Consider the following 24,093-nt stretch of genomic DNA (forward strand, 5'->3'; position numbering starts at 1 on the left):
CAATCCGGTTGCGGGTCGCGACCGTCGCCCGGGGGCGGTACGATCAGCCGCTGTTGCGCAGCCCGGCGGCGATGCCGTTGATCGAGAGGTGGATGCCGTTGCGGATGCGCTCGTCGATGATTCCGCCCTCGTTGCCGTCGCTGTCGCGGTGGCGGCGCAGCAGCTCGACCTGGACGTGGTTGAGCGGGTCGAGGTAGGGAAAGCGGTTGCGGATCGAACGCTTCAAGAGCGGGTTGGCCTCGAGCAGCTCGGCTTGGCCGGTGATCGCGCGCAGCGCTTCGACGCTGCGCTGGTGCTCGGCGCGGATGCGGCCGAAGATCGCCTCGCGCAGCGCGGCATCCTTGACCAGCGCGGCGTAGCGGCTGGCGATCGCGAGGTCGGTCTTGGCCAGCACCATGTCCATGTTCGAGAGCAGGGTGGCGAAGAAGGACCATCCGCGCACCATGCGCTGCAACAGCGCGAGGCCGTCGTCGGGGCGGGCGGCGAGGAAGGCCTGCACCGCGCTGCCAAAGCCGTACCAGCCCGGCAGCATCAGCCGGCACTGCGACCAGCTGAACACCCAGGGAATCGCGCGCAGGTCCTCGATGCGCGTGCCCTTCTTGCGCGAGGCCGGGCGCGAACCGATGTTGAGGCCGGCGATCTCGGCGATCACGGTTGATTCCCAGAAATACTGCTCGAAGCCGGGCGTCTCGTAGACCAGGCCGCGGTAGGCGGCAAAGGCCGCATCCGACAGCGCCTGCATCGCTTCGAGGAAGGCGACCGGGGTGGGCGCGGCCTCGGTCGGGCGCAGGCTGGTCTCGAGCGTGGCGGCCACGAGCACTTCGAGGTTGCGCCGGCCCACTTCCGGGTTGCCATATTTGGCACCGATCACCTCGCCCTGCTCGGTGAGGCGGATCTGGCCCTGCACCGCGCCTTCGGGCTGGGCGAGGATGGCCTGGTAGCTGGGGCCGCCGCCGCGCCCGACCGAGCCGCCGCGGCCGTGAAACAGGCGCAGGCGCACGCCGTGGCGGGCGAACACTTCGACCAGCTCGCCCTCGGCCTTGTACAGCGCCCAGCCCGAGGTGAGGAAGCCGCCGTCCTTGTTCGAGTCCGAGTAGCCGAGCATCACCTCCTGGGTGTGGCCGCGGGCGGCGAGGAGATCGCGGTAGATCGGCAGCGCGAAGAGCCGCTCCATGACCGCGGCGGCGTTCTCGAGGTCGCCGATGGTCTCGAACAGCGGCACGAAATTGACGTCGAGGGCGTGCTTGAGCGGGCGCAGCAGGCCGGCTTCCTTCAGCAGCACGGCGAGCTCGAGCAGGTCGGAGAGCTCATCGGTCTTGGAGATGATGCAGTTGCGGATCGCCCCGGCACCGTAGCGCAGGTGGGCGCGACGCGCGGCGCGAAAGATCGCGAGCTCCCCTTCGGTCTCGTCCGCGTAGCGCACGTGCGGCGAGGCCAGGGGCCGCGCGGTGGCCAGTTCCTCGAGCAGCAGCGCGCAGCGGCCGGCCTCGTCCTGGGCGCTGTAATCCGTGCCGGGGCGGGCGACTTCGAGCAGCTCGGCGACGGTGCGCTCATGCACGTCGGAATTCTGGCGCAGGTCGAGCGGCGCCAGATGAAAGCCGAACACCTTCACCGCGCGCCGCAGGTGGCGCAGCCGCCCGCGCGCGAGCGCCCCCGAGCCGTTGGCCAGCAGCGAGCGGTGGAGGATGTCGAGGTCCTCGGCGAGCGCGGCGGCATCGGTATAGGGCTCGGCCTCGGCCACCGCGTGGCGCGCCGGCGCGGCGCCGAGCAGGGCGCGGTAGGTGGCAGCGAGGCGCGCGTAGATGCCCGAGATGGCGCGCCGGTAGGGCTCGTCGCTGCGGTGCGGGGAATGGTCGGGCGAGCGCGCGGCGAGCGCGAGCAGCGCATCCGAGGCGCTCACCAGGCCGAGGCCGAGCGAGAGCTGCGAGCCGAGCACGTGCAGCTCGTCGAGGTAATGGCCCAGCGCCACCGCGGCGTGCATCGCCAGCGTGCGCTCGAGCACCTCGGCGGTGACGTAGGGGTTGCCGTCCCGATCGCCGCCGATCCAGCTGCCGATCTGCAGGAAGGCGGCGAGCTCGGGGGGGGCGAGCGTGGGGGCGGTGCCGGCGAGGCGGTCCTCGAGGCTGGCGTAGAGGCGCGGCAGCTCGTGCAGGAAGGTGGTGTCGAAATAGGACAGGCCGTTGGTGACCTCGTCGATCACCGACAGCTTGGCGGTGCGCAGCATGCGTGTCTGCCACAGCGTGAGCACCGCGCGGCGCAGCGCCTCGAGGTTGGCCTCGGCCTCCTCGGGGGTGAGCTGGATGCGGTCGCGCTCGTCGAGCAGGCGGGCGATCACGGTCTCGCAGTTGAGGATGCTCTTGCGCTGCACTTCGGTCGGATGCGCGGTGAGCACCGGCGAGATCAGCGCGGCATCGAAAAATTCCACCAGGCCGGCAGCGTCGGTTGCGGATGCCGTCTCCAAGGCGTGGGCGAGGCTGCCTGCACGCGGCGCCGAGCCGGCGATCAGGTGGGCGCGCGACCGGCGGATATGGTGCTGGTCCTCGGCGATGTTGGCCAGATGCGAGAAGTAGCTGAAGGCGCGCACGACCTGGATCGTCTGCTCGCGCGACAGCGCATCGAGGATGTCCTCGAGTTCGCGGCGGGCGACGATGTCGTCGTCGCGGCGAAAGCGCACCGAGTTCTGGCGGACGCGCTCGATCAGCTCGAAGGCGGCTTCGCCCTGCTGGTCGCGCACGGTGTCGCCGAGCAGACGCCCGAGCAGGCGGATGTCTTCACGCAGCGGGGCGTCTTTATCGTGGGTCATGTTGGTGGCGATGGGTCGGGAAAAAGGCCCGGCTGCAGCCGGCGGTCCGGATTCGTGTCCGGTGGCAGGCAGGCAGGCGGGGCGGGGGTGATCGGCACGCATGCTAGAATCCTCGCCTGCCAACGCACCATTGGTGCGAACCCTGATGCTGCGGTGCGGCGAAACCCCGCCGGCTGCGGCATGATTCCTTCCTGTCAGGTGAGTTAACCATCGTGAGCCAAGCGACCCCCGAGCGCATCGTCATCGCCACCCGTGAAAGCCGCCTCGCCCTGTGGCAGGCCGAGCACATCAAGGCCCGGCTCGAAGCCCTGTATCCCGGCTGCCGCGTCGAGCTGCTCGGCATGACCACCCGCGGCGACCAGATCCTCGATCGCCCGCTCGCCAAGGTCGGCGGCAAGGGCTTGTTCGTCAAGGAGCTGGAGACTGCGCTGCTCGACGGACGCGCCGACATCGCCGTGCACTCGATGAAGGACGTGCCGATGGAAATGGGCGAGGCGTTCGCCCTGCCCTGCATCTGCGCGCGCGAAGTGCCGCTCGACGCCTTCGTTTCCAGCCGCTATGCAAGCCTCGCCGAGATGCCGCCGGGCGCGGTGGTGGGGACATCGTCGCTGCGCCGCGAGTCGCAGATCCACGCACAGTATCCCTTCCTCGGCGTCACCAGCCTGCGCGGCAACCTCGACACCCGGCTGCGCAAGCTCGACGAAGGTCAGTACGACGCGATCATCCTCGCTGCCGCCGGCCTCACCCGGCTGGGGATGGCCGGGCGCATCCGTTCGGTGCTGCCAGCCGAAGTGTCCCTCCCTGCCGCCGGGCAGGGCGCGCTCGGCATCGAGTGTCTGGCCGCGCGCAAGGATGTGATCGGCTGGCTGGCGCCCTTGGTCGATGCCGACACCACGGCCTGCGTCCTCGCCGAGCGTGCGGTGGCGCGCGCGCTGGCGGGCAGCTGCGAAGTGCCGCTCGGCGCCTACGCGGTGATCCGCGCAGGCCGGCTGTGGCTGCGCGGCTTTGTCGCCCGCCCGGACGGCAGCGAGATCGTGCGTGCCGAGCGGGAAGGGGCTGCGGCCGAAGCCGAAAGTCTCGGCCGGGCCCTGGCCGAGGCGCTGCGCGCGCAGGGGGCCGAAGCCCTCCTCGCCGATCTCGGCTGAGCCGGCTCTGCGCGTGACTTCGCAGATGACTGCGCCGGGTTCCGCTTCCGCCCTGTCCGCCAACGCCCCCCTGCGCGGGCGGACCCTGGTGGTGATGCGCCCGCGCGAACAGGCTGCAAGCCTCTCCGCGCGCATCCGTGGCGCCGGCGGCAATGCGCTGCAGTTTCCGGTGATCGAGGTCGGGCCCGCGCTCGACCCGGCGCCGCTGGAAGAGATCGTGACGCGCCTGGACGCGTTCGATCTGGCCTTCTTCGTCAGCCCGAATGCGGCGAACTATGCGATGCAGTTCATCCTCGCGCGCCGTTCCTGGCCCGCCGGGTTGAAAGTCGCGACCGTGGGCAAGGGCAGCGAGCGCGTCCTCGCAGCTTACGGTTGCGCCGCGGTGATCGCGCCGCAGCAAGGCTTCGACAGCGAAGCGGTGATCGCTCTGCCCGAGTTTTCCGCTGCGGCCGTTGCCGGGCGGAAGGTGCTGATTTTCCGGGGTGACGGGGGGCGCGAGCTGCTTGCCGAGACCTTGCGTGAACGTGGTGCCAGCGTCGAGTACGTGACCTGCTACCGGCGCTTTTGCCCGAAGCTCGATCCGCGCTTGCTGCTGGAGCCGGTGGCGCGCGGTGAGATCGACGCCTTGCTCCTGACCAGCAGCGAAGGCGTGCGCAACCTGGAGCAGATGCTGGGTGCCGAGGGCCTCGAAGCCTTGCGCCCGGTGACGGTTTTCGCCTCCCACCCGCGCATCGCCGCCCAGGCGCGCGCGGCCGGGTTCCATGCGGTAGTGGAAACCGCGGCGGGCGACGAAGGCCTGATGGAGGCACTTGTGAACCACTTTGGTTAAACTGACGCCATGAAAGAAGAAACCCCAGCCCTGACTCAGCCGCCCCCATCCACGCACGTACCGAACAAGGACGACGCCCGGGAAGCTTCTGCGCGCGCGGCCGAGCCGTCCGCTGGCGGGGTGCCGGGAACGGCGGCAGTCGGCGCGGGTGCCGGGGAGCCGGCGCGCAGCCCGGCGGCGTGGTGGGCGCTGTTGCTCGCCCTGATCGCGGTCGCCGGCGCCGGCTGGGCGATCTGGCAGGTACGCGACGCCCGTACGCAGGCGGGCGCGCTGCGCGAGGAACTGGCGCAGCGTCTGGCCGAGGGCGAGACGAGCGCCGTCGAGGCGCGCGGCATCGTCCGCCAGCAGCAGGAAGTGATTGCTTCGCTGCAGGGCAAGCTCGGCGTCCTCGACGCCAAGGTCGAGGCCACCGAAGGCCAGGCCGCCGCGCTGGAGGCCTTGTACCAGGAGTTTTCCCGCTCGCGCGAGGACGGCGTGATCGCCGAAGTCGAGCAGGCGGTCGTGCTCGCCGCCCAGCAGCTGCAGATCGCCGGCAACGTCGAAGCCGCGCTGATCGCCCTGCAGGAGGCCGAGGCCCGCCTCGCGATCCACGACCGCGGCCAGCTGGCGGCGCTGCGCCGCGCGCTCGCGCGCGACATCGACACCCTCAAGCTGCAGCCTTCGCTCGATGTCTCCGGTCTCGGACTGCGCCTCGAGCGCCTGCTCGAGCGCGCCGATGCGCTGCCACTGGCGTTCGAAGGGTCGTTGCCGGCCGAGGCCGCAGTGGGCCGCGAACTGGCGCCGGGGGAGGTCGAAGGCCTTGCCGGCTGGGTCGCTGGGGCCTGGCGTGCGGCCCGGGCGGTCGCGGGTGATGTCTGGCATGAAATCCGCGCCCTGGTCCGGGTCGAGCGCCTCGACCAGACCGATCCGGTGCTGCTGGCTCCGGCGCAGAGCACCTTCCTGCGCGAAAACCTCAAGATTCGCCTGCTGACGGCCAGGCTCGCACTGCTCGCGCGCGACGGCCGCACGTACGAAGCCGATCTCGCCCAGGCGCGGGCCTGGATGGAGCGCTTTTTCGATTTGCGCGACGAGCGTGTGCAGCACGCCCTGCTGGAATTGAAAGAACTCGCGGCGGTGAAAGTGCGCTACGAGCCGCCGGACCTCACCGAAACCTTCACTGCCTTGCGCAATGTCCAGGTGCGGGGAGGACGGCCGGCAGCAGAGACCGGGCGTGCGCCGGCGACGCTACCCCCTCCGGTGCCGGCCGGGCCGGAATCGGAGAGCACCGTCGCCGATCCGGCACTACCATCCGCCGCCGCGGCCGAAACCGGCGCTGTGCCCGATACGCCGTCCGAGGCCCCGTCCGCTCCCAGTGCGGATGTTCCGCCGGCCGCGGCGTCGACTGCGCCGACCGTGGATGGGGCTGCGGGCCTGACTCCCGCGGCCGGCGAGTGAGGGCCGAGCGATGCGCGCACTGATCTGGCTGATCGGCATCTTCGCCCTTGCCGTCGGCGTGGCGATGATCGCCGGGCTCAACGATGGCTATGTTCTTGTCGTGCTGTCGCCGTGGCGGGCGCAGATTTCGCTGAATTTCTTCGTCGTCGTGCTCGTGGTCGGCGTGCTGCTGGTCCATCTGCTGCTGCGGCTGCTGACCCGCACGCTCGCCTTGCCCGCGCGGGTCGCGCGCTGGCGCGAGCGCCGGCGCCGCGAAAAGGCCGACAACGCCTTGCATGGCGCGATCAACGCCTTCTTCGAAGGACGCTTCTCGCAGGCGCTGAAGCTGGCGTCGACTGCATACGCCACCAGCGCACGCGCGGGGATGGCCGCGCTGGTGGCGGCGCGCGCCGCGCATGCCTTGCAGGACGAGGAGCGCTATCAGGAGTGGCTGGGCCATGCGGCCGAACAGGGCAAGGACAGCGAGGTCGCACGCCTGATGACGGAAGCCGAACTGGCGATCGACAGCCGCCGGTTCGACGTCGCCGCCGCCAGGCTGCAGACGCTGCGCGAGGGCGGCCACAAGCACATCGCGATGCTGCGCCTCGAATCCAGGGTGGCGCAGGCGCTCGGGCGCTGGGAAGAACTGATCCACATCGTGCGCCAGCTGCGCAAGCACAAGGCGCTCAGCGAAGAACAGGCGGCGCCGAAGCTGCGGCGCGGCCATCTCGAACGGATGAAGCAGCTTGCCGCCGACCCGCCGGCTCTGGCCGCGTACTGGAAGGGCATCCCCGCCGAAGAGCTGCAGGATCGCGTCCTCGTCGAGCGTGCGCTGGCGCTGATGGCCCGGGCCGGCCACGCGGTCCTCGTCCGGCGCCACACCGAGCGCTTGCTCGACGAGCGCTGGGACAGCGCGCTCGCCCGCCTGTACGCCTGCTGTGCCGGGTCCGCGGACGATGCCGGGGTGTGCCTGCAAAAGGCGGAAGGCTGGTTGGAGCAGCACGCGCAGGATGGCGGGCTGCTGTTCGCGCTCGGCCAGCTGTGCACGCGCGCCGAGCTGTGGGGGAAGGCGCAGAGCTACCTCGAAGCTTCGCTGAAGCTGGCCCCTGCGGTGGATACGCACCTGGCGCTGGCCCACCTGTTCGAGACCCTGGAGCGCCCGCAGGATGCCCAACCCCACTACCGCGCGGCGGCCGAAATGGTCGCTGGCGGCACGGCCTGAGCGGGTCGGCGCGGCGCGCTGCCTTGCCGGGCGCCGGAGAGCTTCAGCCCGCCCAGTCCTGCGGCTTCAGGAACACGTCGTAGAGGCGCGCTTCGTCCGAGCCCGGCTCCGGGTGCCAGTCGTAGCGCCACTTCACGACTGGCGGCAGTGACATCAGGATCGATTCGGTGCGCCCGCCCGATTGCAGGCCGAATAGCGTGCCGCGGTCGAACACCAGGTTGAATTCGACGTAGCGCCCCCGCCGGTAGGCCTGGAAATCGCGCTCGTGTTCGCCGTAGGCGAGGCCCCGGCGGCGTTCGACGATCGGCAGGTAGGCATCGATAAAGGCTTCGCCGACGGATTTCGTCAGGTCGAAGGCAGCGTCGAAATCGGTTTTGCCGTCGGCGCCGAGGTCGTCGAAGAACAGTCCGCCGACGCCGCGCGGCTCGTTGCGGTGCTTGAGGAAGAAGTAGCAGTCGCACCAGGTCTTCAGTCGCCGGTATTCGGCTTCGCCGCCATGGGGCAGCACCGCCGCCTTGCAGGTGGAATGGAAGTGGCGGACGTCCTCTTCGAAGCCGTAGTACGGTGTCAGGTCCATGCCACCGCCGAACCACCACACCGGCGCCTTGCCTTCGGCCCGGGCGAAGAAGCTGCGTACGTTCATGTGCACCGTGGGGCAGTAGGGGTTGCGCGGATGCAGCACCAGCGACACGCCCATGGCCTCGAAGCGGCGGCCGGCCAGTTCGGGGCGGTGTGCGGTGGCCGAGGCGGGCATCGCATCACCGCTGACATGGGAGAAGTTGACGCCGCCGCGCTCGAAGAAGGCGCCGTCCTCGATGACTCGGGTCAGTCCCCCGCCGCCGCCCGGCCGATCCCAGCGATCAGTCCGGAAAGTCTGCCCGTCGAATGCTTCGAGGCGGGCGACGATGCGGCGCTGGAGATCGGTCAGCCAGGATTTGACGGCAGCAGGGTCCATCGCAGTTCAGCTCTTGTCGTCGACTGCGGCGCCGGCCGCAGCGGATTTGGTGGCGGCAACGGCCGTTGCGCATGCGTGGGCGTCGGCGAACATCGGGCTGGTGCCGATGATCTGGCCGTTGCTCGCCTTGAGGTTGAAATACGGGCGGCCGTCGGAGGCGGACTTGAGGTCGTAGCGGGCGTCGTCAACGGCGTTCCGGCGCACCGACTCGATGCCGTTGGTGCAGCTCGCCTTGGCGTTGTAGCCTTCGCTGCGGAGCAAGGTCTTGCCGCCGCTGTCGAGCAGCTTGAAGTGGTATTCGCCTTTCTCGGTCTTGGTGATCTCGAATTTGACGGACATCGACGCCTCCATGACTATGGTCTGTGGTCGCGGGCGCTGGATGGGCCCGCAGCCGTAGGATAGACCGTGGCGCGGTCGATGTCAGCGGCGTCCGGGCTCGAGAACGGGCGGATATGCTCAGCCGCGGCGCGAGAGGGCGCGGTGGCCGATGTCACGGCGATACTGGCAGCCGTCGAAAGCGATGCCCTCGGTGAGCTCGTAGGCGCGCTTCTGGGCCGTGCGCACGTTGTCGCCGAGTGCGGTCACGCACAGCACGCGGCCGCCGGCAGTGACGATCCGGCCGTCCTGCTCTGCGGTGCCGGCATGAAAAACGTGGGCGTCTTCGGCGGCTCCGTCCGGCAGGCCGGAAATCGCATCGCCTTTGCGCGGATTGTCCGGATAGCCGGCTGCGGCCAGGACGACCCCGAGGGCGAAGCGGCGGTCCCATTCGGCTTCCGCCTGGTCGAGGCGGCCGGCGAGGGCGGCTTCGACGAGTTCGCCGAGGTCGCTCTTCAAGCGCATCATGATCGGCTGGGTTTCAGGGTCGCCCATGCGGCAGTTGAACTCGACCACGCGCGGCTGGCCCGCATCGTCAATCATCAGGCCGGCGTACAGGAAGCCGGTGTAGGGCAGGCCCTCGGCGGCCATGCCGGAGAGGGTCGGGGCGATGATCTCGCGCATCACCCGGGCGTGGACGTCGGGGGTTACCACCTGTGCCGGTGAGTAGGCTCCCATGCCGCCGGTGTTGGGGCCGGCGTCGCCGTCGAGCAGGCGCTTGTGGTCCTGGCTGGTGGCGAGGGCGAGGGCGTGCTTGCCGTCGGCCATGACGATGAAGCTCGCCTCTTCGCCGGTCATGAACTCTTCGATGACGACGCGGGCGCCGGCATCGCCCATTTTGTTGTCGAGCAGCATCATGTCGATTGCGGCGTGCGCTTCCTCTGCCGTCATCGCCACCACGACTCCCTTGCCGGCGGCAAGGCCGTCGGCCTTGATGACGATCGGCGCGCCTTCGGCGTCGACGTAAGCGTGAGCTTCGGCGGCATCGACAAAGGTGCGGTACTTCGCGGTCGGAATACCGTGGCGGAGGAGGAACTGCTTGGCGAAGTCCTTCGAGCTTTCGAGCTGGGCGGCGGCCTTGGTCGGGCCGAAGATCGGCAGGCCGGCGGCGCGGAAGGCGTCGACCACGCCGGCAGCAAGCGGGGCCTCGGGGCCGACCACGGTGAAACCGATCTGTTCGCGCTGGGCCAGTTCGACCAGTTCCTGCACTGCAGTGACGGCGACATTCTGCAGCTTGGGCTCGCGGGCCGTTCCCGGATTGCCCGGTGCGACCAGCACGCGGGTGATCCGGGGAGATTGGGCGAGCTTCCACGCGAGCGCGTGTTCGCGGCCGCCGGAACCGATGACGAGGACTTTCATGTGCTGCTCCGAATCAGAATCTACCCCGCAGGGCATGAAGCATCCTGCAGGGATGCGGCGGGTGGCGAGGCCACCGCCTTGTCAGTGGCGGAAATGACGGAAACCGGTAAACACCATGGCGATGCCCTGTTCGTCGGCGGCAGCGATGACTTCGGCGTCACGCACCGAGCCGCCGGGCTGGATCACCGCGGTGGCGCCGGCCTGGGCGAGCACGTCGAGACCGTCGCGGAAGGGGAAGAAGGCGTCCGAGGCGGCCACGCAGCCGGCGATCGCGAGGCCGGCGTTGTCGGCCTTGATCCTGGCGATGCGGGCGGAGTCGACCCGGCTCATCTGGCCGGCGCCGACGCCGACGGTCATGCCGTCCTTGCAGTACACGATGGCATTGGACTTGACGTACTTGGCCACGCGCCAGGCGAACAGCATGTCCCGCATTTCGGCATCAGAAGGCGCTCGCTGGGTCACCACCTTCAGGTCGGCGATCTGGATGCGCGCTTCGTCGGCGCTCTGCACCAGCAGGCCGCCGCCCACGCGCTTGTAGTCGAAGGCGCCGGCGGGCTGGCCGAGCGGGCAGGTGAGCACGCGCACGTTCTTCTTGCCCGCGAGCAGTTCGAGCGCGTCGGCAGTGTAGGACGGCGCGATCAGCACTTCGAGGAACTGCGCCGACACCGCTTCGGCCGCGGTGCGGTCGACTTCGCCATTGAAGGCGATGATGCCGCCGAAGGCCGAAGTCGGGTCGGTGGCGAAGGCCTTGCTATAGGCTTCGAGCGGGGTCGCGCCGAGTGCCACACCACAAGGGTTGGCATGCTTGACGATGACGCAGGCGGAGGCGACGGCGTCGTGGTCGAACGCTTTCACGCATTCCCAGGCCGCGTCGGCATCGGCGATGTTGTTGTAGGACAGTTCCTTGCCCTGCAACTGGGTGTAGCCGGCCACGCCACCTTCGGCTGCGCCCGGCTGGCGGTAGAAGGCCGCGCTCTGGTGCGGGTTCTCGCCGTAGCGCAGGTCCTGCACCTTGTCGAAGGCCAGCTGCAGGCGCTCGGGATAGGTTTGCAGCGAGACGTCGCCGGCGTCGTTGGTGACCAGTGCGGTGAGGTAGTTGGAGATCGCCGAGTCGTAGCGCGCGGTGTGGGTGAAGGCCTTCACCGCGAGCGCGAAGCGGGTCGGGTGGCTGAGCTTGCCGCCATTGGCCTTGAGCTCAGTGATGATGCCGGCGTAGTCCTCGGGGTCGGTGACGATGCCGACGCCGCCATCCTTCTTGCCGTGGTTCTTGGCCGCGGCGCGCACCATGGTCGGGCCGCCGATGTCGATGTTCTCGATCGCGTCCTCCAGCGTGCAGTCGGGCTTGGCCACGGTCTGCTGGAAGGGGTAGAGGTTCACCACCACGAGGTCGATGCGGCCGATGTCGTGGGCGGCGATCGTATCCATGTGTTCGGCGAGGTCGCGGCGGGCGAGGATGCCGCCGTGCACCTTTGGATGGAGGGTCTTGACCCGGCCGTCGAGCATCTCCGGGAAGCCGGTGTGCTCGGAGACGTCGGTCACCGGCAGGCCGGCCTCGCGCAGCAGGCTGGCGGTGCCGCCGGTCGACAGCAGCTTGATGCCGAGGGTGGAAAGCTCGCGGGCGAAGTCGAGCACGCCGCGTTTGTCGGAAACACTGATCAGGGCTTGGGTTACGTTCATGGTGGATTCGGAGACGGGAAAATGGATGGGAATCGGTTGGGAGCCAGGGCGGAGGCGCCATGCCGGGGCGGGCGGCGGCTCAGCAGGATATCGTCGGTGTCGGCGGAAGGGGCTGCGCCCGATGCCGGAGCTGCGGCTGCCTGCGGATCACAGCAGATCGTAATCGGTCAGCTTGCGGCGCAGCGTGTTGCGGTTGATGCCGAGCATGTCGGCGGCGATGGTCTGGTTGCCCTTGGCCTGCTGGAGCACGAACTGCAGCATCGGGCGCTCGACGTTGCGGATCACCATGTCGTGGATGGCGGCCGGCTTCTCACCGTCGAGGTCGCGGAAATACTGGTCCAGCGTGCGGAGGACGGCCTCCGCGATCTCGTTGCTGCGGCTCATGCGGCGAGTTCCTGGGGATATTCTTTTTCGTAGTGCAGGCGGGCGCCGGCTTCGGCGAGCTGGCCGAAGAAATCGTCGACCGCGGCGAGCTGCGCAGGAATGTCGGGAAGCAGGTTCATCGTGCGGCGGAAGGCGGCCGAGCCGACCAGGCCCTTGGTGTACCAGGAGATGTGCTTGCGCGCGATCTTCACTCCGCGCTCGTCGCCGTAGAAGGCATAGAGGTCGGCGAGATGCTCCCGGCACACCTGGTGGATCTCGCTCACCAGCGGCGGGGCGAGCTCCTCGCCGGTGGCGAGGAAGTGTTCGATCTCGCGGAAGATCCACGGCCGGCCCTGGGCCGCGCGGCCGATCATGATGCCGTCGGCGCCGGTGTGCTCGAGCACCTGCCGCGCTTTCTGCGGGGTGGTGATGTCGCCGTTGGCGATTACCGGGATCTTCACCAGAGTCTTGACGTGGGCGATGGTGTCGTATTCGGCTTCGCCCATGTACTGGTCGCTGCGGGTGCGGCCGTGGATGGCGATCGCGCGGATGCCGGCGTCCTCGGCGATGCGAGCGATCGCCGGGGCGTTGCGGTGAGCGCGGTTCCAGCCGGTGCGGAACTTCAGCGTCACCGGCGTGTGCGGTACGGCATTCACCACCGCCTCGAGGATGCGCGCGACCAGCGGCTCGTCCTGCATCAGCGCCGAGCCGGCCATGACGTTGCAGACCTTCTTCGCCGGGCAGCCCATGTTGATGTCGATGATCTGGGCACCGCGGTCGGCGTTGTAGCGTGCGGCTTCGGCCATCATCGCCGGGTCGGCGCCGGCGATCTGGACCGCGATCGGCTCGACTTCGCCGTCGTGGTTGGCGCGGCGCCGGGTCTTCTCGCTGCCGTAGAGCAACGAGTTGGAGGTGACCATCTCGGACACGGCCAGCCCTGCGCCCATCTTTTTGCACAACTGGCGGAAAGGGCGATCGGTGACCCCGGCCATCGGAGCAAGGACGAGGTTGTTGCGCAAAGTGAAGCCGGCAAACTGCATCGGTCTGGTCGAACGCGGAAAACGCGCATTTTAACCGATGCACGGCAGTGCGGGTGAGTGCGGCCCGAAGCCTTTGTGCCTGGGGCGGGGCTCCGGGCGGGGCTGCCCGCGCGCTCGGCCGGGGCGGGCTAAGTGTAGGCGATCTCGGCTTCTCCGGCGCTGAGCCGCTGGGCGTGCACCAGCGCGGTGGTGATGTTGCCGGTGATCCGGTCTGCGCCGAGTGCGTCCTGGAAGCCCGAGCGCCGCACGATCGAAGCCGGCTGGGCGTTGAGTCCGCACAGCATGAGGTGGGCGCCGCGCTTGCCCAGGTTGCGGTGCAGGGTCTGCAGGATGTCGAGCCCGGTGGTGTCGAGGTTGATGACCTTGTTCATGTCCAGGATCACCACGTCGGGGTGGCCGTGCTGCATCTGCAGCAGGTTCTCGAGCTTGTTGGCGGCACCGAAGAACAGGCTGCCGAACAGACTGTAGGCGAGGATGCGCGGGCTGCCGTCGGCGCGGGTGAGGGCCTCGACGCCGTAGTGCTCTTCGAGGGGGATGCGTTCGATGCGGGTGAGGTCCGACATCCGGTAGATGAAGAACAGGCTCGCCAGGGCCATGCCGAGTTCGACCGCGAGGGTGAGGTCGAACACCACGGTGACGAAGAAGGTCGAGAGCAGGATGGTGCGGTAGTTGAGCGAATAACGCCTCAGTTCCTGCGGGGCGAGGGCGTGCCATTCGCCCATGTTGATCGCAACCACGACGACGATCGCCGAGAGGGTGGCGAGCGGGATGTGGCTGGCGAGCGGGGCGAGGGCGAGGACGACGGCGAGCAGCACTCCGGCGTGGATCATGCCGGCGAGCGGCGTGCGTCCGCCGGTGCGGATGTTGGTGGCGGTGCGGGCGATCGCGCCGGTGGCGGCGAAACCGCCGAACAGCGGCGCGGCGATGTTGGCGATGCCCTGTGCCATCAGCTCCTGGTTGGGGTCGTGGCGATCGTCGATCAGGCTGTCGGCCACCCGCGCCGAGAGCAGGGATTCGATTGCGCCGAGCAGGGCGATGGTGATGGCGGGGGCGATCAGCTTGCCGAGCATGCCCAGTTCCAGTGCCGGCAGGCCGATCGCGGGGATTTCCTGCGGGATGCCGCCGAAGCGGCTGCCGATGGTGTCGATTGGCAGCGCGAACAGGGCGTTTGCCGCGGTCATGATCACCAGCACCGCGAGCGGACCGGGCATCCGCCGCATCCAGGCGATCTTCCGGGCCTGGTGGTTCCAGCCCAGCAGGATGCCGAGCGAGGCGACGGCGGCGGCGACGGTGGGCAGATGCGCGCTCGGCAACGCGGCCCACAAGGCGGTCATCTTGGCGAAGAATTCGCCCGGCAGGGCGTCGATCGGCAGGCCGAGAAAATCCTTGATCTGGGAAATGAAGATGACCACGGCGATGCCGTTGGTGAAGCCGATCACGACCGATAGCGGGATGAAGCGGATCATGTTGCCCAGGCGCAAGGCGCCCATCGCGAACAGCATCACGCCCGACATCATCGTGGCGATCAGCAGGTTGGCCACGCCGTAGTCGGTGACGATGGCGTAGACGATGGGAATGAAGGCGCCGGTCGGGCCGCCGATCTGCACCCGCGAGCCGCCGAGGACGGCGATCAGGAAGCCGGCGACGATCGCGGTCCAGATGCCGGCACTGGGCGACATGCCGCTGGCGATGGCGAAGGCCATCGCCAGCGGCAGGGCGAGCACGCCGACGGTGAGCCCGGAAGAGAAGTCCTGGAGGAAGACGCCGCGACCGTAGCCGGGCAGGGTGTCGAAAAGCTTGGGTCGGAACTGGATTTTCATGCTGTCTCCGCGGTGAACTTGAACAGGGATCTGAACAGGTCTTGCGGCACCCCCCGGACGGGCGGTGCTAGGGAGACAGGCGCCCCCGGCCTGCATGGTGCAGGACGATCCAGCGTTTCGAGGGCGTCAGTGGCATGGCGGGGCCGGCTTATTTCACTTTCATCCCCGGCGTGGCGCCCGTGTCGGGCGACAGCAGGTAGATGCCGCCGGTCTTGCTTTCGGCATCCGAGGCGGCGAGGACCATGCCTTCGCTGATGCCGAACTTCATCTTGCGCGGCGCGAGGTTGGCGACCATCACCGTCAGACGGCCGGTGAGGCTGGCCGGGTCGTAGGCCGACTTGATGCCGGCGAAGACCTGGCGCGGCTTCGGCTTGCCGGCGGCGTCGGTCTCGCCGATGTCGAGCGCGAGGCGGATCAGCTTGTCGGCGCCGTCGACGTGTTCTGCATTGACGATCCGGGCGATGCGCAGGTCGACCTTGGTGAAGTCGTCGATCGAAATGTGTTCCAGGGGCGTTTCGGCGGCCTGTGCCGCGTGCTGCTGCTTTTCGGCGTGGCGCTGCGGCGAGGAGGCGGCCTTGGTGTCCTTCGTTACTTTCGCCGGTGCGGCGGCGGCCGGGGCGAGCGACTCGCGGTTGGCTTCGAGCAGGGCGTCGATCTGCTTGCGCTCGACGCGCGTCATCAGGTGGCGGTAGGTCTGGATGGCATGGCCGGCGGGGAGCGGCGCCCAGCCGCCCTGCCAGTCCATCGGCGCAATCGCGAGAAAGGCCTCGACTTCGGTGGCGAGCGCCGGCAGCACCGGCTTGAGGTAGCGGGCGAGGTCGCGGAACATCGTCAGCGCGGTGCTGCACACGGTGTGCAGGCGCACCTCCTGGCCTTCCTGCTTCGCGAGTTCCCACGGCTTGTGGTCATTGACGTACTGGTTGGCGACGTCGGCCAGGCGCATGATCTCGCGCAGCGCGCGGCTGTAGTCGCGCTCGTCGAAGGCCGCGGCGATCACGCCTGCCGCCCAGGCATCGGCGAACGGTGCGCAGGCCACGGTGTCGCCTTCGCCCAGCTGAGCGTCGAAGCGCTTGCCGATGAAGCCGGCGCAGCGGCTGGCGATGTTCACGAACTTGCCGACGAGGTCGGCATTGACCTTGGCGATCAGGTCGTCGAGGTTGAGGTCGACGTCTTCCATGGTGCCGTTGGACTTGCCGGCGAAGTAGTAGCGCAGCCACTCCGGGTTGAGCTTCTGCGCGATATAGGAGTGCGCGGTGATGAAGGTGCCGCGGCTCTTGCTCATCTTGGCGCCGTCGACGGTCAGGAAACCGTTGACGCACAGCTGGCTGGGCGTGGCGTAGCCGGCGAACTTGAGCATCGCGGGCCAGAACAGGGCGTGGAAATAGAGGATGTCCTTGCCGATGAAGTGCACCATTTCGGTGCCGGCGGCCTGGGCGCGGGCGGCGTCAGTGTAGTCCTCGAGCGCGATCGTCTCGCCGGTTGCGGCACGTTTTTCGGCCAGATTGCGGAAGCTGGCGAGGTAGCCGATCGGCGCGTCCAGCCACACGTAGAAGTACTTGCCCGGCGCGCCCGGAATCTCGAAGCCGAAGTAGGGTGCATCGCGCGAGATGTCCCAGTCGGAGAGTTTGTTTTCGCCGGCTTCGCCGAGCCATTCCTTCATCTTGTTGGCGGCCTCTGCCTGCAGACGGCGCTCGCCGGCGGCGTTGCTGCCGCGCGTCCAGTCGCGCAGGAAGTCGACCGCGCGCCCGTCCGACAGGCGGAAGAAATAGTGTTCCGAGGTCCTCAGTACCGGCGTCGCGCCGGACACGGCCGAATAGGGGTTCTTCAGCTCGGTCGGGGCGTAGGCCGCGCCGCAGGCTTCGCAGTTGTCGCCGTACTGGTCCGCGGCGCCGCACTTGGGGCATTCGCCTTTGATGAAGCGGTCGGGGAGGAACATCTCCTTGACCGGATCGTAGTACTGCTCGATCGCGCGCGTGTCGATCAGGCCGCCGGCCTTGAGCTTGCCGTAGATGTCCTCGGCGTAGAAGCGGTTTTCCGCGCTGTGCGTGGAGTGGTAGTTGTCGAAGGCGACGCCGAAGGCGGTGAAGTCGCGCAGGTGTTCGCCGTGCACCCGGGCGATGAGCTGCTCGGGGCTCAGGCCTTCCTTTTCCGCGCGCAGCATCACCGGGGTGCCGTGGGTGTCGTCCGCGCACACGTAGTGCACCGTGTGCCCCCGCATGCGCTGGTAGCGCACCCAGATGTCGGCCTGGATGTAGCCGACCAGGTGGCCGAGGTGGATGTCCCCGTTGGCGTAGGGCAGGGCGTTGGTGACGAGAATCTTGCGGGGCATGGTGGGGGACGCGGAGCGGCAGGTGAAAGGAGCGCAGTTTAGCAAAGCGGCGCCCTTGCCGCGCTGGGAGCGTCGGCCTTGCTCAGGACAGGGGGCGCAGGAACAGCTCGACGCGGCGATTGCGCGCACGGCCTTCTTCGGTCGCGTTGCTGGTCAGCGGGTCGGATTCGCCGCGACCATCGGCACTCAGGCGCTCGAGCCCGATGCCGCGCTGGCGCAGGTGTTCGACGACGGCCTCGGCGCGTGCGATCGACAGGCGCAGGTTCACCATCTCGCTGCCTTGGCTGTCGGTGTGGCCGACGACCAGGATGCTAATGCCTGCTTCGCCTGCCAGCGTGGGCGCGAGTGCATCGAGCGTGCGGGCGAGCGGTGGGCGGATCGCGCTGGCGCCCGAGGCGAAGCCGTCGGTGACGGGAATTTGCAGGCTCAGTCCTTTGTGCTCGGCGCGGCCCACGCCCACTTGCGGCAGGTTCGCGAGCGCCTGCACCACGCGTTCGCGCACGGCGGGCCAGTCGGGCGAGGGCGAAGCGGGGCGCACGAGCGCATGGCGGTGGATGAGATCGCCGGGGGCGGCGGCTGAATCGGGGGGCTGGCCGGGGGTGGCGCAGGCCGCCATCAGCGCGGCCGCCAGAAGCGAAGGGAGGAAAGAGGCGTGCTTCATCGGGAGAAGGTCGGCGGTGACGAGGTGGAAACCCTGTTGTCGGTACGGATGAGTGAACGTCCGGGCTCCGGTATGATTCTGCAGTTTTCACCCGGCGGCGGGTGCACCGATTATCGAGGAAAACGCGATGAGTCTTGATCAGCAAACCGTAACCGAAGCGCTCAGGCAGGTGATCGATCCCAACACGGGCAAGGATTTCGTCTCCGGGCGCTGTATCCGCAACCTGACGCTCGATGGGGGCAACGTCCGCTTCGACGTCGAGCTGGGTTATCCGGCGAAGAGCCAGCATGAGCCGATCCGGGCGCTGCTGACCGCGGCGCTGGAGAAGCTGCCCGGCGTCGGCAAGGTCGAGATCCGGGTCGGCAGCAAGGTGGTGGCCCATGCCGTCCAGCACGGAGTGAAGCTGCTCGAGGGGGTGCGCAACATCATCGCCGTGGCTTCGGGCAAGGGCGGCGTGGGCAAGAGCACGACGGCGGTGAACCTGGCGCTGGCGCTGGCCGCCGAAGGTGCGCGCGTCGGCATCCTCGATGCGGATATCTATGGCCCCTCGCAGCCGCAGATGCTGGGCATCGGCGATCAGCGCCCGGTGTCGGACGATGGCAAGACCATGCAGCCGCTGGAGGCCTACGGGATCCAGGCGATGTCGATCGGCTTCCTGATCGAACAGGACACCCCGATGGTGTGGCGCGGTCCGATGGCGACCCAGGCGCTGAACCAGATGCTCAAGGATACGGCCTGGAACGATCTCGACTACCTCGTCATCGACATGCCGCCGGGAACGGGCGACATCCAGCTGACGCTGTCGCAGAGCGTGCCGTTGACCGGCGCGGTGATCGTCACCACGCCGCAGGACATCGCCCTGCTCGATGCGCGCAAGGGGCTGAAGATGTTCGAGAAAGTGGGGGTGCCGATCCTCGGCGTGGTCGAGAACATGAGCATCCACATCTGTTCGAAGTGCGGCCACGAAGAGCACATCTTCGGTCATGGCGGTGGCGCGAAGATGTGCGAGGACTACCGCATCCCGTTCCTCGGCGCCCTGCCGCTCGACATCCAGATCCGTTCCGAAGCCGACAGCGGTGCGCCGACCGTGGTTTCCGACCCGGATGGCCGTATCGCCGCGATCTACAAGGAGATCGCGCGCAAGGTCGCGGTGCGCATTGCCGAGAAGTCGAAGGACATGACGCACAAGTTCCCGAACATCGTCTTCAAGAGCAGCTGAGAACTTCATCCGGGCCCCGGCGCGCGGCGGTCCGCCGCCGCCATCGGCGACGACTCTGCCCCTTGTGCCGGGGCGATGGGGCGGCGGGAGCGGGCATCGAACGTTGGCCTTTCCCCGCTGCGGGGCTTGTCCTAAACTACGCCGTTTTTGCAACCGGCCCTTGGGCCGTACTGGAATCTGCGCCGATGTCGATCAAGTCCGACAAATGGATCCGCCGCATGGCCGAAACGGCCGCCATGATCGAGCCGTTCGCGCCGGAACTGGTGCGGGCCAACGGCAGCGGGCGTATCGTTTCCTACGGCACGTCGAGCTATGGCTACGATGTGCGAGTGGCGAACGAATTCAAGATCTTCACCAACATCAACTCCACGATCGTCGATCCGAAGGATTTCGATGCGCGCAACTTCGTCGACTTCACCGGCGAAGTGTGCATCATTCCGCCGAACTCCTTCGCTCTGGCGCGCACGGTGGAATATTTCCGCATCCCGCGCAGCGTATTGACGGTATGCCTGGGCAAAAGCACCTATGCGCGCTGCGGCATCATCGTCAACGTCACTCCGCTCGAGCCCGAGTGGGAGGGGCATGTGACGCTGGAGTTTTCCAACACCACCCCCTTGCCGGCCAAGATCTACGCCAACGAAGGGGTAGCCCAGATGCTGTTCTTCGAATCTGATGAAACCTGCGAGACTTCGTACAAGGACCGTGGCGGCAAGTATCTGGGCCAGACCGGCGTCACACTGCCGAAAATTTGAGCGTTTACGCTGACGGACGAAGCTCGCACGGGGCCGCCTGACGGCCCCTTGTGTTTTTTCGAATCACTTTCGGTAACGCATGGGCGGCGAGTGGCGGAACAGGCTTTCCGCACCGGCCCGTCGCGCAAGACCCCGCTGGAGGCGAACAGGATGAGATTCCATTTTCCCATCATCATCATCGACGAGGATTTCCGTTCGGAAAACACGTCCGGGCTGGGTATCCGCGCCCTTGCCAAGGCGATCGAAGATGAGAACATCGAGGTCCTCGGGGTCACCAGTTACGGTGACCTGACGTCCTTCGCGCAACAGCAGAGCCGTGGCTCCGCCTTCATCCTGTCGATCGACGACGAAGAATTTTCCTCGCCCGAAGCCGCCGACAGCGCCATCGCCGGATTGCGTGCGTTCGTCGAGGAGATTCGCCTGCGCAACGCCGACATCCCGATCTTCCTGCACGGCGAAACGCGCACCACGCGGCACATCCCCAATGACGTGCTGCGCGAGATGCACGGCTTCATCCACATGTTCGAGGACACGCCGGAGTTTATCGCGCGCTATGTGGTGCGCGAGGCGAAGAACTATCTGGAGTCGCTGCCGCCGCCGTTCTTCCGTGCGCTGACGCATTACGCCGCGGACGGTTCGTACTCGTGGCACTGCCCGGGACACTCGGGCGGGGTGGCCTTCCTGAAAAGCCCGGTCGGGCAGATGTTCCACCAGTTCTTCGGCGAGAACATGCTGCGCGCCGACGTCTGCAATGCGGTCGATGAACTCGGCCAGTTGCTCGATCACACCGGGCCGGTGGCGGCTTCCGAGCGCAATGCGGCGCGCATCTTCAACTGCGACCATCTGTACTTCGTCACCAACGGCACTTCGACCTCGAACAAGATGGTGTGGCACACCACCGTGGCGCCGGGCGACATCGTCGTCGTCGATCGCAACTGCCACAAGTCCATTCTCCACTCGATCATCATGACTGGGGCGGTGCCGGTGTTCCTGACTCCGACCCGCAACCACTACGGCATCATCGGCCCGATCCCGCTCGAGGAGTTCTCGATGGAGAACATCCAGAAGAAGATAGAGGCCAATCCGTTCGCGCGCGAGGCCAAGAGCAAGAAGCCGCGCATCCTGACGATCACCCAGTCCACCTACGACGGCGTGGTCTACAACGTCGAAACGATCAAGGACATGCTCGACGGCCGGATCGACACCCTGCACTTTGACGAGGCCTGGCTGCCGCACGCCGCCTTCCACGATTTCTATGGCGACTACCATGCCATCGGCGCCGACCGCCCACGCTGCCGCGAGTCGATGGTGTTCTCCACCCAGTCCACCCACAAGTTGCTCGCCGGCCTCAGCCAGGCGTCGCAGATCCTGGTGCAGGATTCGCAGACGCGAAAGCTCGACCGCGACATCTTCAACGAAGCTTACCTGATGCACACTTCGACTTCGCCCCAGTACGCGATCATCGCCTCGTGCGACGTCGCCGCGGCGATGATGGAAGCGCCGGGCGGTCCGGCACTGGTCAACGAGTCGCTGTCGGAGGCCGTCGAGTTCCGCCGTGCGATGCGCAAGGTCGAGTCTGAATTCGGCGAGCACGACTGGTGGTTCAAGGTCTGGGGGCCGGAGTTCCTCGCCGAGGAAGGGCTGGGTTCACGCGAGGACTGGACGCTGAAGGCGGGCGACCGCTGGCACGGTTTCGGCGATCTTGCCGAAGGGTTCAACATCCTCGACCCGATCAAGGCGACGATCATCACTCCGGGGCTGAACATGGATGGCGATTTCGCCGACCATACCGGGATCCCGGCGGCGATCGTCACCAAGTATCTGGCCGAGCACGGCATCATCGTCGAGAAAACCGGCCTCTACTCGTTTTTCATCATGTTCACGATCGGCATCACCAAGGGACGCTGGAACACCATGGTGACCGAACTGCAGCAGTTCAAGGACGACTACGACCGCAACCAGCCGCTGTGGCGGGTGATGCCCGATTTCATCGCCAAGCATCCGCGCTACGAGCGCGTCGGGCTGAAGGATCTGTGCAATCAGATCCACAGTTTCTACAAGGCCCACGACATCGCCCGCCTGACCACCGAAATGTATCTGTCGGACATGGTGCCGGCGATGAAGCCGGCCGATGCCTTCGCAAAAATGGCGCACCGCGAGATCGAGCGTGTCGTGATCGACGAACTCGAGGGCCGGGTGACGGCAATGCTGGTCACGCCCTATCCGCCCGGGATCCCCTTGCTGATCCCGGGCGAGCGCTTCAACGGGACGATCGTGCGCTACCTGAAATTCGCGCGTGACTTCAATGCCGAGTTCCCCGGTTTCGAGACCGACATCCACGGTTTGGTGAAGGGTGGGGACGGGCGCTACCACGTCGATTGCGTGAAGGGGTGAGGGCACCTTCCCTCGCGGCAGGCGCCGATCCAAGGGCGGCGCCCCTGTCCCCGTCCGTGTGGGGGCAGAGTTGCGTCCTTCGTGATCGGTAGTCCGTCCCGGACGCCCCCGTGGGAGGTTTTCGGCCGCGACTCAGCGCCGGCGGTATTCGACGAAGTCGAAGTCGAACTGATTGTCCGGGTCGGCCATATGGGGGGTGCGGCGCTCTTCGAGGTAGATGTTGCGGTCGAACGGGGGGAAATGCGCGTCGCCCGGAACATCCGCCCAGACCTCGGTCAGCACCAGGCGGTCGGCCAGGGGAAGTGTGGTGCGATACAGCTGGGCTCCGCCGATTACGAAGACATGCCCGTCGCCGGCGGCGGCCGCGATTGCAGCTTCCGGGGTGGGGAATACTTCGGCGCCATCGGCACGGAACAGCGGGTCGCGGCTGACGACCATGTTTCGCCGCCCGGGCAGTGGTCGCCCGAGCGACTCCCAGGTCTTGCGCCCCATCACGATCGGGTGGCCCATGGTAAGAGTCCGGAAATGCTGCAGATCGGCTTTCAGGCGCCAGGGCAGACCGTTGTCGCGGCCAATGACGCCGTTGCGGGCGACGGCCGCGACGATGACGATTTCAGGAACACTCATACTGCGACCGGGGCCTTGATGTGGGGGTGGGGATCGTAGCCCTCGAGGACAATGTCTTCAAAGCGGAAGGCGAAGATGTCCTTGATCTCCGGATTCAGTTTCAGCTTCGGAAGGGGGCGTGGTGCGCGGGCGAGTTGCTCGCGAGCCTGCTCCAAGTGGTTCATGTAGAGGTGGCAGTCGCCTCCCGTCCACACGAAGTCTCCGGCCTCCAGCTCGCAGGCCTGGGCGAGCATGTGCGTCAGGAGGGCATAGGAGGCGATGTTGAACGGGACGCCGAGGAAGATGTCCGCGCTGCGCTGATAGAGCTGGCACGATAGGCGACCGTTGGCGACGTAGAGCTGGAACAAGGCATGGCAGGGCGGCAGCGCCATGCTGTCGACTTCGCCTGGGTTCCAGGCCGAGACAATGTGCCGGCGGGAGTCGGGATTGCGCTTCAGGCCGTCGACGAGGCGGGAAATCTGATCGATCGTGCGCCCGTCCGCAGCCTCCCAGCGGCGCCATTGCTTGCCATATACGGGGCCGAGGTCTCCGCTCTCGTCCGCCCATTCGTCCCAGATCGACACGCCGTGCTCTTTCAGGTAGCGGATGTTCGTGTCGCCCTGGAGAAACCACAACAGCTCGTGAATGATCGAGCGTGTATGCAGCTTCTTGGTGGTCAGCAGCGGAAAGCCGTCCTGAAGGCGGTAGCGCATCTGCCAGCCGAACACCGACAAGGTGCCGGTGCCGGTCCGATCGGTCTTCCGGTCGCCGTGCTCGAACACGTGGCGCATCAAGTCAAGATACTGTCGCATCGAAAGCCCCCACCAAAGCAGGGAATTCTACCGCGCAAATCGTACTGTGCCGGAGCGTGCATTGCTGGTTACCGTGGCCGTAGGCAGGCGCAGGGCGAAAGTCGCAAAGATCGGGCCCTGTTCCCGATCGGAGGCGGGCAGATGGCGCATCCCGCTCGCCCAGTCCGATTGGCCGTTATGCCCGGATAGAATGATTCATTCTTTTTTTCTTGCGTTTTGTTTTTTGCTGTCTATAATGCGCACCTCTTTCAGCGCTTCACCGGTTGGACAGGTGGCAGGGCTGGAAGGCAGGAGCGGGGGATTTTGCGGGATGCGGGCG

At 67.3% G+C, this 24,093-nt stretch carries 19 protein-coding genes; 7 read left to right on the forward strand and 12 right to left on the reverse strand.

All coding sequences use genetic code 11. The features are described from left to right. Positions 1 to 43: 43 nt before the first annotated feature. Positions 44 to 2,803: a phosphoenolpyruvate carboxylase gene (ppc, locus tag MXC99_RS04275; RefSeq protein ID WP_247724315.1), complete on the reverse strand. Its 2,760-nt coding sequence runs from the start codon at positions 2,801 to 2,803 to the stop codon at positions 44 to 46. A gap of 212 nt (positions 2,804 to 3,015) precedes the next feature. On the opposite strand from ppc, the gene hemC reads away from it, so the two are divergent. From hemC to MXC99_RS04295, 4 genes are all read left to right on the forward strand, one after another. Next, positions 3,016 to 3,948 carry a hydroxymethylbilane synthase gene (gene hemC, locus MXC99_RS04280; protein WP_247724316.1) on the forward strand — a complete coding sequence of 311 codons (933 nt, stop codon included), beginning with the start codon at positions 3,016 to 3,018 and terminating at the stop codon, positions 3,946 to 3,948. Positions 3,949 to 4,042: 94 nt separating this feature from the next. Then, positions 4,043 to 4,777 (forward strand): uroporphyrinogen-III synthase, encoded by a 735-nt coding sequence (locus MXC99_RS04285; RefSeq protein WP_247724331.1) that lies wholly within the window; start codon positions 4,043 to 4,045, stop codon positions 4,775 to 4,777. A 9-nt stretch (positions 4,778 to 4,786) separates the two neighbouring features. Beyond that, positions 4,787 to 6,211 (forward strand): uroporphyrinogen-III C-methyltransferase, encoded by a 1,425-nt coding sequence (locus MXC99_RS04290; protein ID WP_247724317.1) that lies wholly within the window; start codon positions 4,787 to 4,789, stop codon positions 6,209 to 6,211. A 10-nt stretch (positions 6,212 to 6,221) separates the two neighbouring features. Continuing rightward, the gene (locus tag MXC99_RS04295; RefSeq protein ID WP_247724318.1) at positions 6,222 to 7,412 is read left to right on the forward strand and encodes a heme biosynthesis HemY N-terminal domain-containing protein; all 1,191 of its coding nucleotides are present in this window, start codon (positions 6,222 to 6,224) and stop codon (positions 7,410 to 7,412) included. Between the two features lie 43 nt (positions 7,413 to 7,455). Here the strand turns inward: MXC99_RS04295 and hemF are convergent, their stop codons facing one another. The 9 genes from hemF to MXC99_RS04340 all read right to left on the reverse strand — a co-directional run bounded on the left by hemF (position 7,456) and on the right by MXC99_RS04340 (position 17,991). Further along, entirely contained in the window at positions 7,456 to 8,367 is a 912-nt protein-coding gene (hemF, locus tag MXC99_RS04300) for an oxygen-dependent coproporphyrinogen oxidase (RefSeq protein ID WP_247724319.1), read from the reverse strand. A 6-nt stretch (positions 8,368 to 8,373) separates the two neighbouring features. Further along, positions 8,374 to 8,706 (reverse strand): YegP family protein, encoded by a 333-nt coding sequence (locus MXC99_RS04305; protein ID WP_247724320.1) that lies wholly within the window; start codon positions 8,704 to 8,706, stop codon positions 8,374 to 8,376. A 117-nt stretch (positions 8,707 to 8,823) separates the two neighbouring features. Next, positions 8,824 to 10,101 carry a phosphoribosylamine--glycine ligase gene (purD, locus tag MXC99_RS04310; RefSeq protein ID WP_247724321.1) on the reverse strand — a complete coding sequence of 426 codons (1,278 nt, stop codon included), beginning with the start codon at positions 10,099 to 10,101 and terminating at the stop codon, positions 8,824 to 8,826. Between the two features lie 81 nt (positions 10,102 to 10,182). Beyond that, the gene (purH, locus tag MXC99_RS04315; RefSeq protein ID WP_247724322.1) at positions 10,183 to 11,778 is read right to left on the reverse strand and encodes a bifunctional phosphoribosylaminoimidazolecarboxamide formyltransferase/IMP cyclohydrolase; all 1,596 of its coding nucleotides are present in this window, start codon (positions 11,776 to 11,778) and stop codon (positions 10,183 to 10,185) included. 147 nt (positions 11,779 to 11,925) lie between these two features. Next, positions 11,926 to 12,162 (reverse strand): helix-turn-helix domain-containing protein, encoded by a 237-nt coding sequence (locus tag MXC99_RS04320; RefSeq protein WP_107220731.1) that lies wholly within the window; start codon positions 12,160 to 12,162, stop codon positions 11,926 to 11,928. Then, positions 12,159 to 13,181, reverse strand: coding sequence for a tRNA dihydrouridine synthase DusB (gene dusB, locus MXC99_RS04325; protein WP_247724323.1), 1,023 nt, complete (start codon positions 13,179 to 13,181; stop codon positions 12,159 to 12,161). The genes MXC99_RS04320 and dusB overlap by 4 nt, the downstream gene beginning before the upstream one ends. A gap of 128 nt (positions 13,182 to 13,309) precedes the next feature. After that, positions 13,310 to 15,001, reverse strand: a complete 1,692-nt coding sequence (locus MXC99_RS04330) for a SulP family inorganic anion transporter (RefSeq protein WP_247724324.1) — start codon at positions 14,999 to 15,001, stop codon at positions 13,310 to 13,312. Positions 15,002 to 15,149: 148 nt separating this feature from the next. Beyond that, positions 15,150 to 17,330 carry a methionine--tRNA ligase gene (gene metG, locus MXC99_RS04335; protein ID WP_247724325.1) on the reverse strand — a complete coding sequence of 727 codons (2,181 nt, stop codon included), beginning with the start codon at positions 17,328 to 17,330 and terminating at the stop codon, positions 15,150 to 15,152. An 82-nt stretch (positions 17,331 to 17,412) separates the two neighbouring features. Beyond that, positions 17,413 to 17,991, reverse strand: a complete 579-nt coding sequence (locus tag MXC99_RS04340) for an OmpA family protein (RefSeq protein ID WP_247724326.1) — start codon at positions 17,989 to 17,991, stop codon at positions 17,413 to 17,415. A 127-nt stretch (positions 17,992 to 18,118) separates the two neighbouring features. Here MXC99_RS04340 and apbC point away from each other — a divergent pair, with 127 nt between their 5' ends. The 3 genes from apbC to MXC99_RS04355 all read left to right on the forward strand — a co-directional run bounded on the left by apbC (position 18,119) and on the right by MXC99_RS04355 (position 22,356). Then, positions 18,119 to 19,210: an iron-sulfur cluster carrier protein ApbC gene (gene apbC, locus MXC99_RS04345; protein ID WP_247724327.1), complete on the forward strand. Its 1,092-nt coding sequence runs from the start codon at positions 18,119 to 18,121 to the stop codon at positions 19,208 to 19,210. Between the two features lie 185 nt (positions 19,211 to 19,395). Beyond that, positions 19,396 to 19,962 carry a dCTP deaminase gene (gene dcd, locus MXC99_RS04350; RefSeq protein WP_107220737.1) on the forward strand — a complete coding sequence of 189 codons (567 nt, stop codon included), beginning with the start codon at positions 19,396 to 19,398 and terminating at the stop codon, positions 19,960 to 19,962. 150 nt (positions 19,963 to 20,112) lie between these two features. Next, positions 20,113 to 22,356: an arginine/lysine/ornithine decarboxylase gene (locus tag MXC99_RS04355; protein ID WP_247724328.1), complete on the forward strand. Its 2,244-nt coding sequence runs from the start codon at positions 20,113 to 20,115 to the stop codon at positions 22,354 to 22,356. A gap of 132 nt (positions 22,357 to 22,488) precedes the next feature. Here MXC99_RS04355 and MXC99_RS04360 read toward each other — a convergent pair whose 3' ends face one another. Together MXC99_RS04360 and MXC99_RS04365 are read right to left on the reverse strand one after the other, a co-directional pair. After that, complete coding sequence (locus MXC99_RS04360; protein WP_247724329.1) at positions 22,489 to 22,983, reverse strand: dihydrofolate reductase; 495 nt, start codon at positions 22,981 to 22,983, stop codon at positions 22,489 to 22,491. Further along, positions 22,980 to 23,774, reverse strand: coding sequence for a thymidylate synthase (locus MXC99_RS04365; RefSeq protein WP_247724330.1), 795 nt, complete (start codon positions 23,772 to 23,774; stop codon positions 22,980 to 22,982). The genes MXC99_RS04360 and MXC99_RS04365 overlap by 4 nt, the downstream gene beginning before the upstream one ends. Positions 23,775 to 24,093: the final 319 nt, after the last annotated feature.

Source organism: Thauera aromatica (assembly GCF_023093595.1).
GTDB classification, from domain to species: Bacteria; Pseudomonadota; Gammaproteobacteria; order Burkholderiales; family Rhodocyclaceae; genus Thauera; species Thauera aromatica_A.

Bases quoted from the DNA above. Each gene is read 5' to 3' on its own strand.
- ppc (WP_247724315.1), bottom strand. From the start codon at position 2,803: ATGACCCACGATAAAGACGCCCCGCTGCGTGAAGACATCCGCCTGCTC.
- MXC99_RS04285 (WP_247724331.1), top strand. From the start codon at position 4,043: ATGCGCCCGCGCGAACAGGCTGCAAGCCTCTCCGCGCGCATCCGTGGC.
- MXC99_RS04290 (WP_247724317.1), top strand. From the start codon at position 4,787: ATGAAAGAAGAAACCCCAGCCCTGACTCAGCCGCCCCCATCCACGCAC.
- MXC99_RS04295 (WP_247724318.1), top strand. From the start codon at position 6,222: ATGCGCGCACTGATCTGGCTGATCGGCATCTTCGCCCTTGCCGTCGGC.
- hemF (WP_247724319.1), bottom strand. From the start codon at position 8,367: ATGGACCCTGCTGCCGTCAAATCCTGGCTGACCGATCTCCAGCGCCGC.
- MXC99_RS04305 (WP_247724320.1), bottom strand. From the start codon at position 8,706: ATGTCCGTCAAATTCGAGATCACCAAGACCGAGAAAGGCGAATACCAC.
- purD (WP_247724321.1), bottom strand. From the start codon at position 10,101: ATGAAAGTCCTCGTCATCGGTTCCGGCGGCCGCGAACACGCGCTCGCG.
- purH (WP_247724322.1), bottom strand. From the start codon at position 11,778: ATGAACGTAACCCAAGCCCTGATCAGTGTTTCCGACAAACGCGGCGTG.
- MXC99_RS04320 (WP_107220731.1), bottom strand. From the start codon at position 12,162: ATGAGCCGCAGCAACGAGATCGCGGAGGCCGTCCTCCGCACGCTGGAC.
- dusB (WP_247724323.1), bottom strand. From the start codon at position 13,181: ATGCAGTTTGCCGGCTTCACTTTGCGCAACAACCTCGTCCTTGCTCCG.
- MXC99_RS04330 (WP_247724324.1), bottom strand. From the start codon at position 15,001: ATGAAAATCCAGTTCCGACCCAAGCTTTTCGACACCCTGCCCGGCTAC.
- metG (WP_247724325.1), bottom strand. From the start codon at position 17,330: ATGCCCCGCAAGATTCTCGTCACCAACGCCCTGCCCTACGCCAACGGG.
- MXC99_RS04340 (WP_247724326.1), bottom strand. From the start codon at position 17,991: ATGAAGCACGCCTCTTTCCTCCCTTCGCTTCTGGCGGCCGCGCTGATG.
- apbC (WP_247724327.1), top strand. From the start codon at position 18,119: ATGAGTCTTGATCAGCAAACCGTAACCGAAGCGCTCAGGCAGGTGATC.
- dcd (WP_107220737.1), top strand. From the start codon at position 19,396: ATGTCGATCAAGTCCGACAAATGGATCCGCCGCATGGCCGAAACGGCC.
- MXC99_RS04355 (WP_247724328.1), top strand. From the start codon at position 20,113: ATGAGATTCCATTTTCCCATCATCATCATCGACGAGGATTTCCGTTCG.
- MXC99_RS04360 (WP_247724329.1), bottom strand. From the start codon at position 22,983: ATGAGTGTTCCTGAAATCGTCATCGTCGCGGCCGTCGCCCGCAACGGC.
- MXC99_RS04365 (WP_247724330.1), bottom strand. From the start codon at position 23,774: ATGCGACAGTATCTTGACTTGATGCGCCACGTGTTCGAGCACGGCGAC.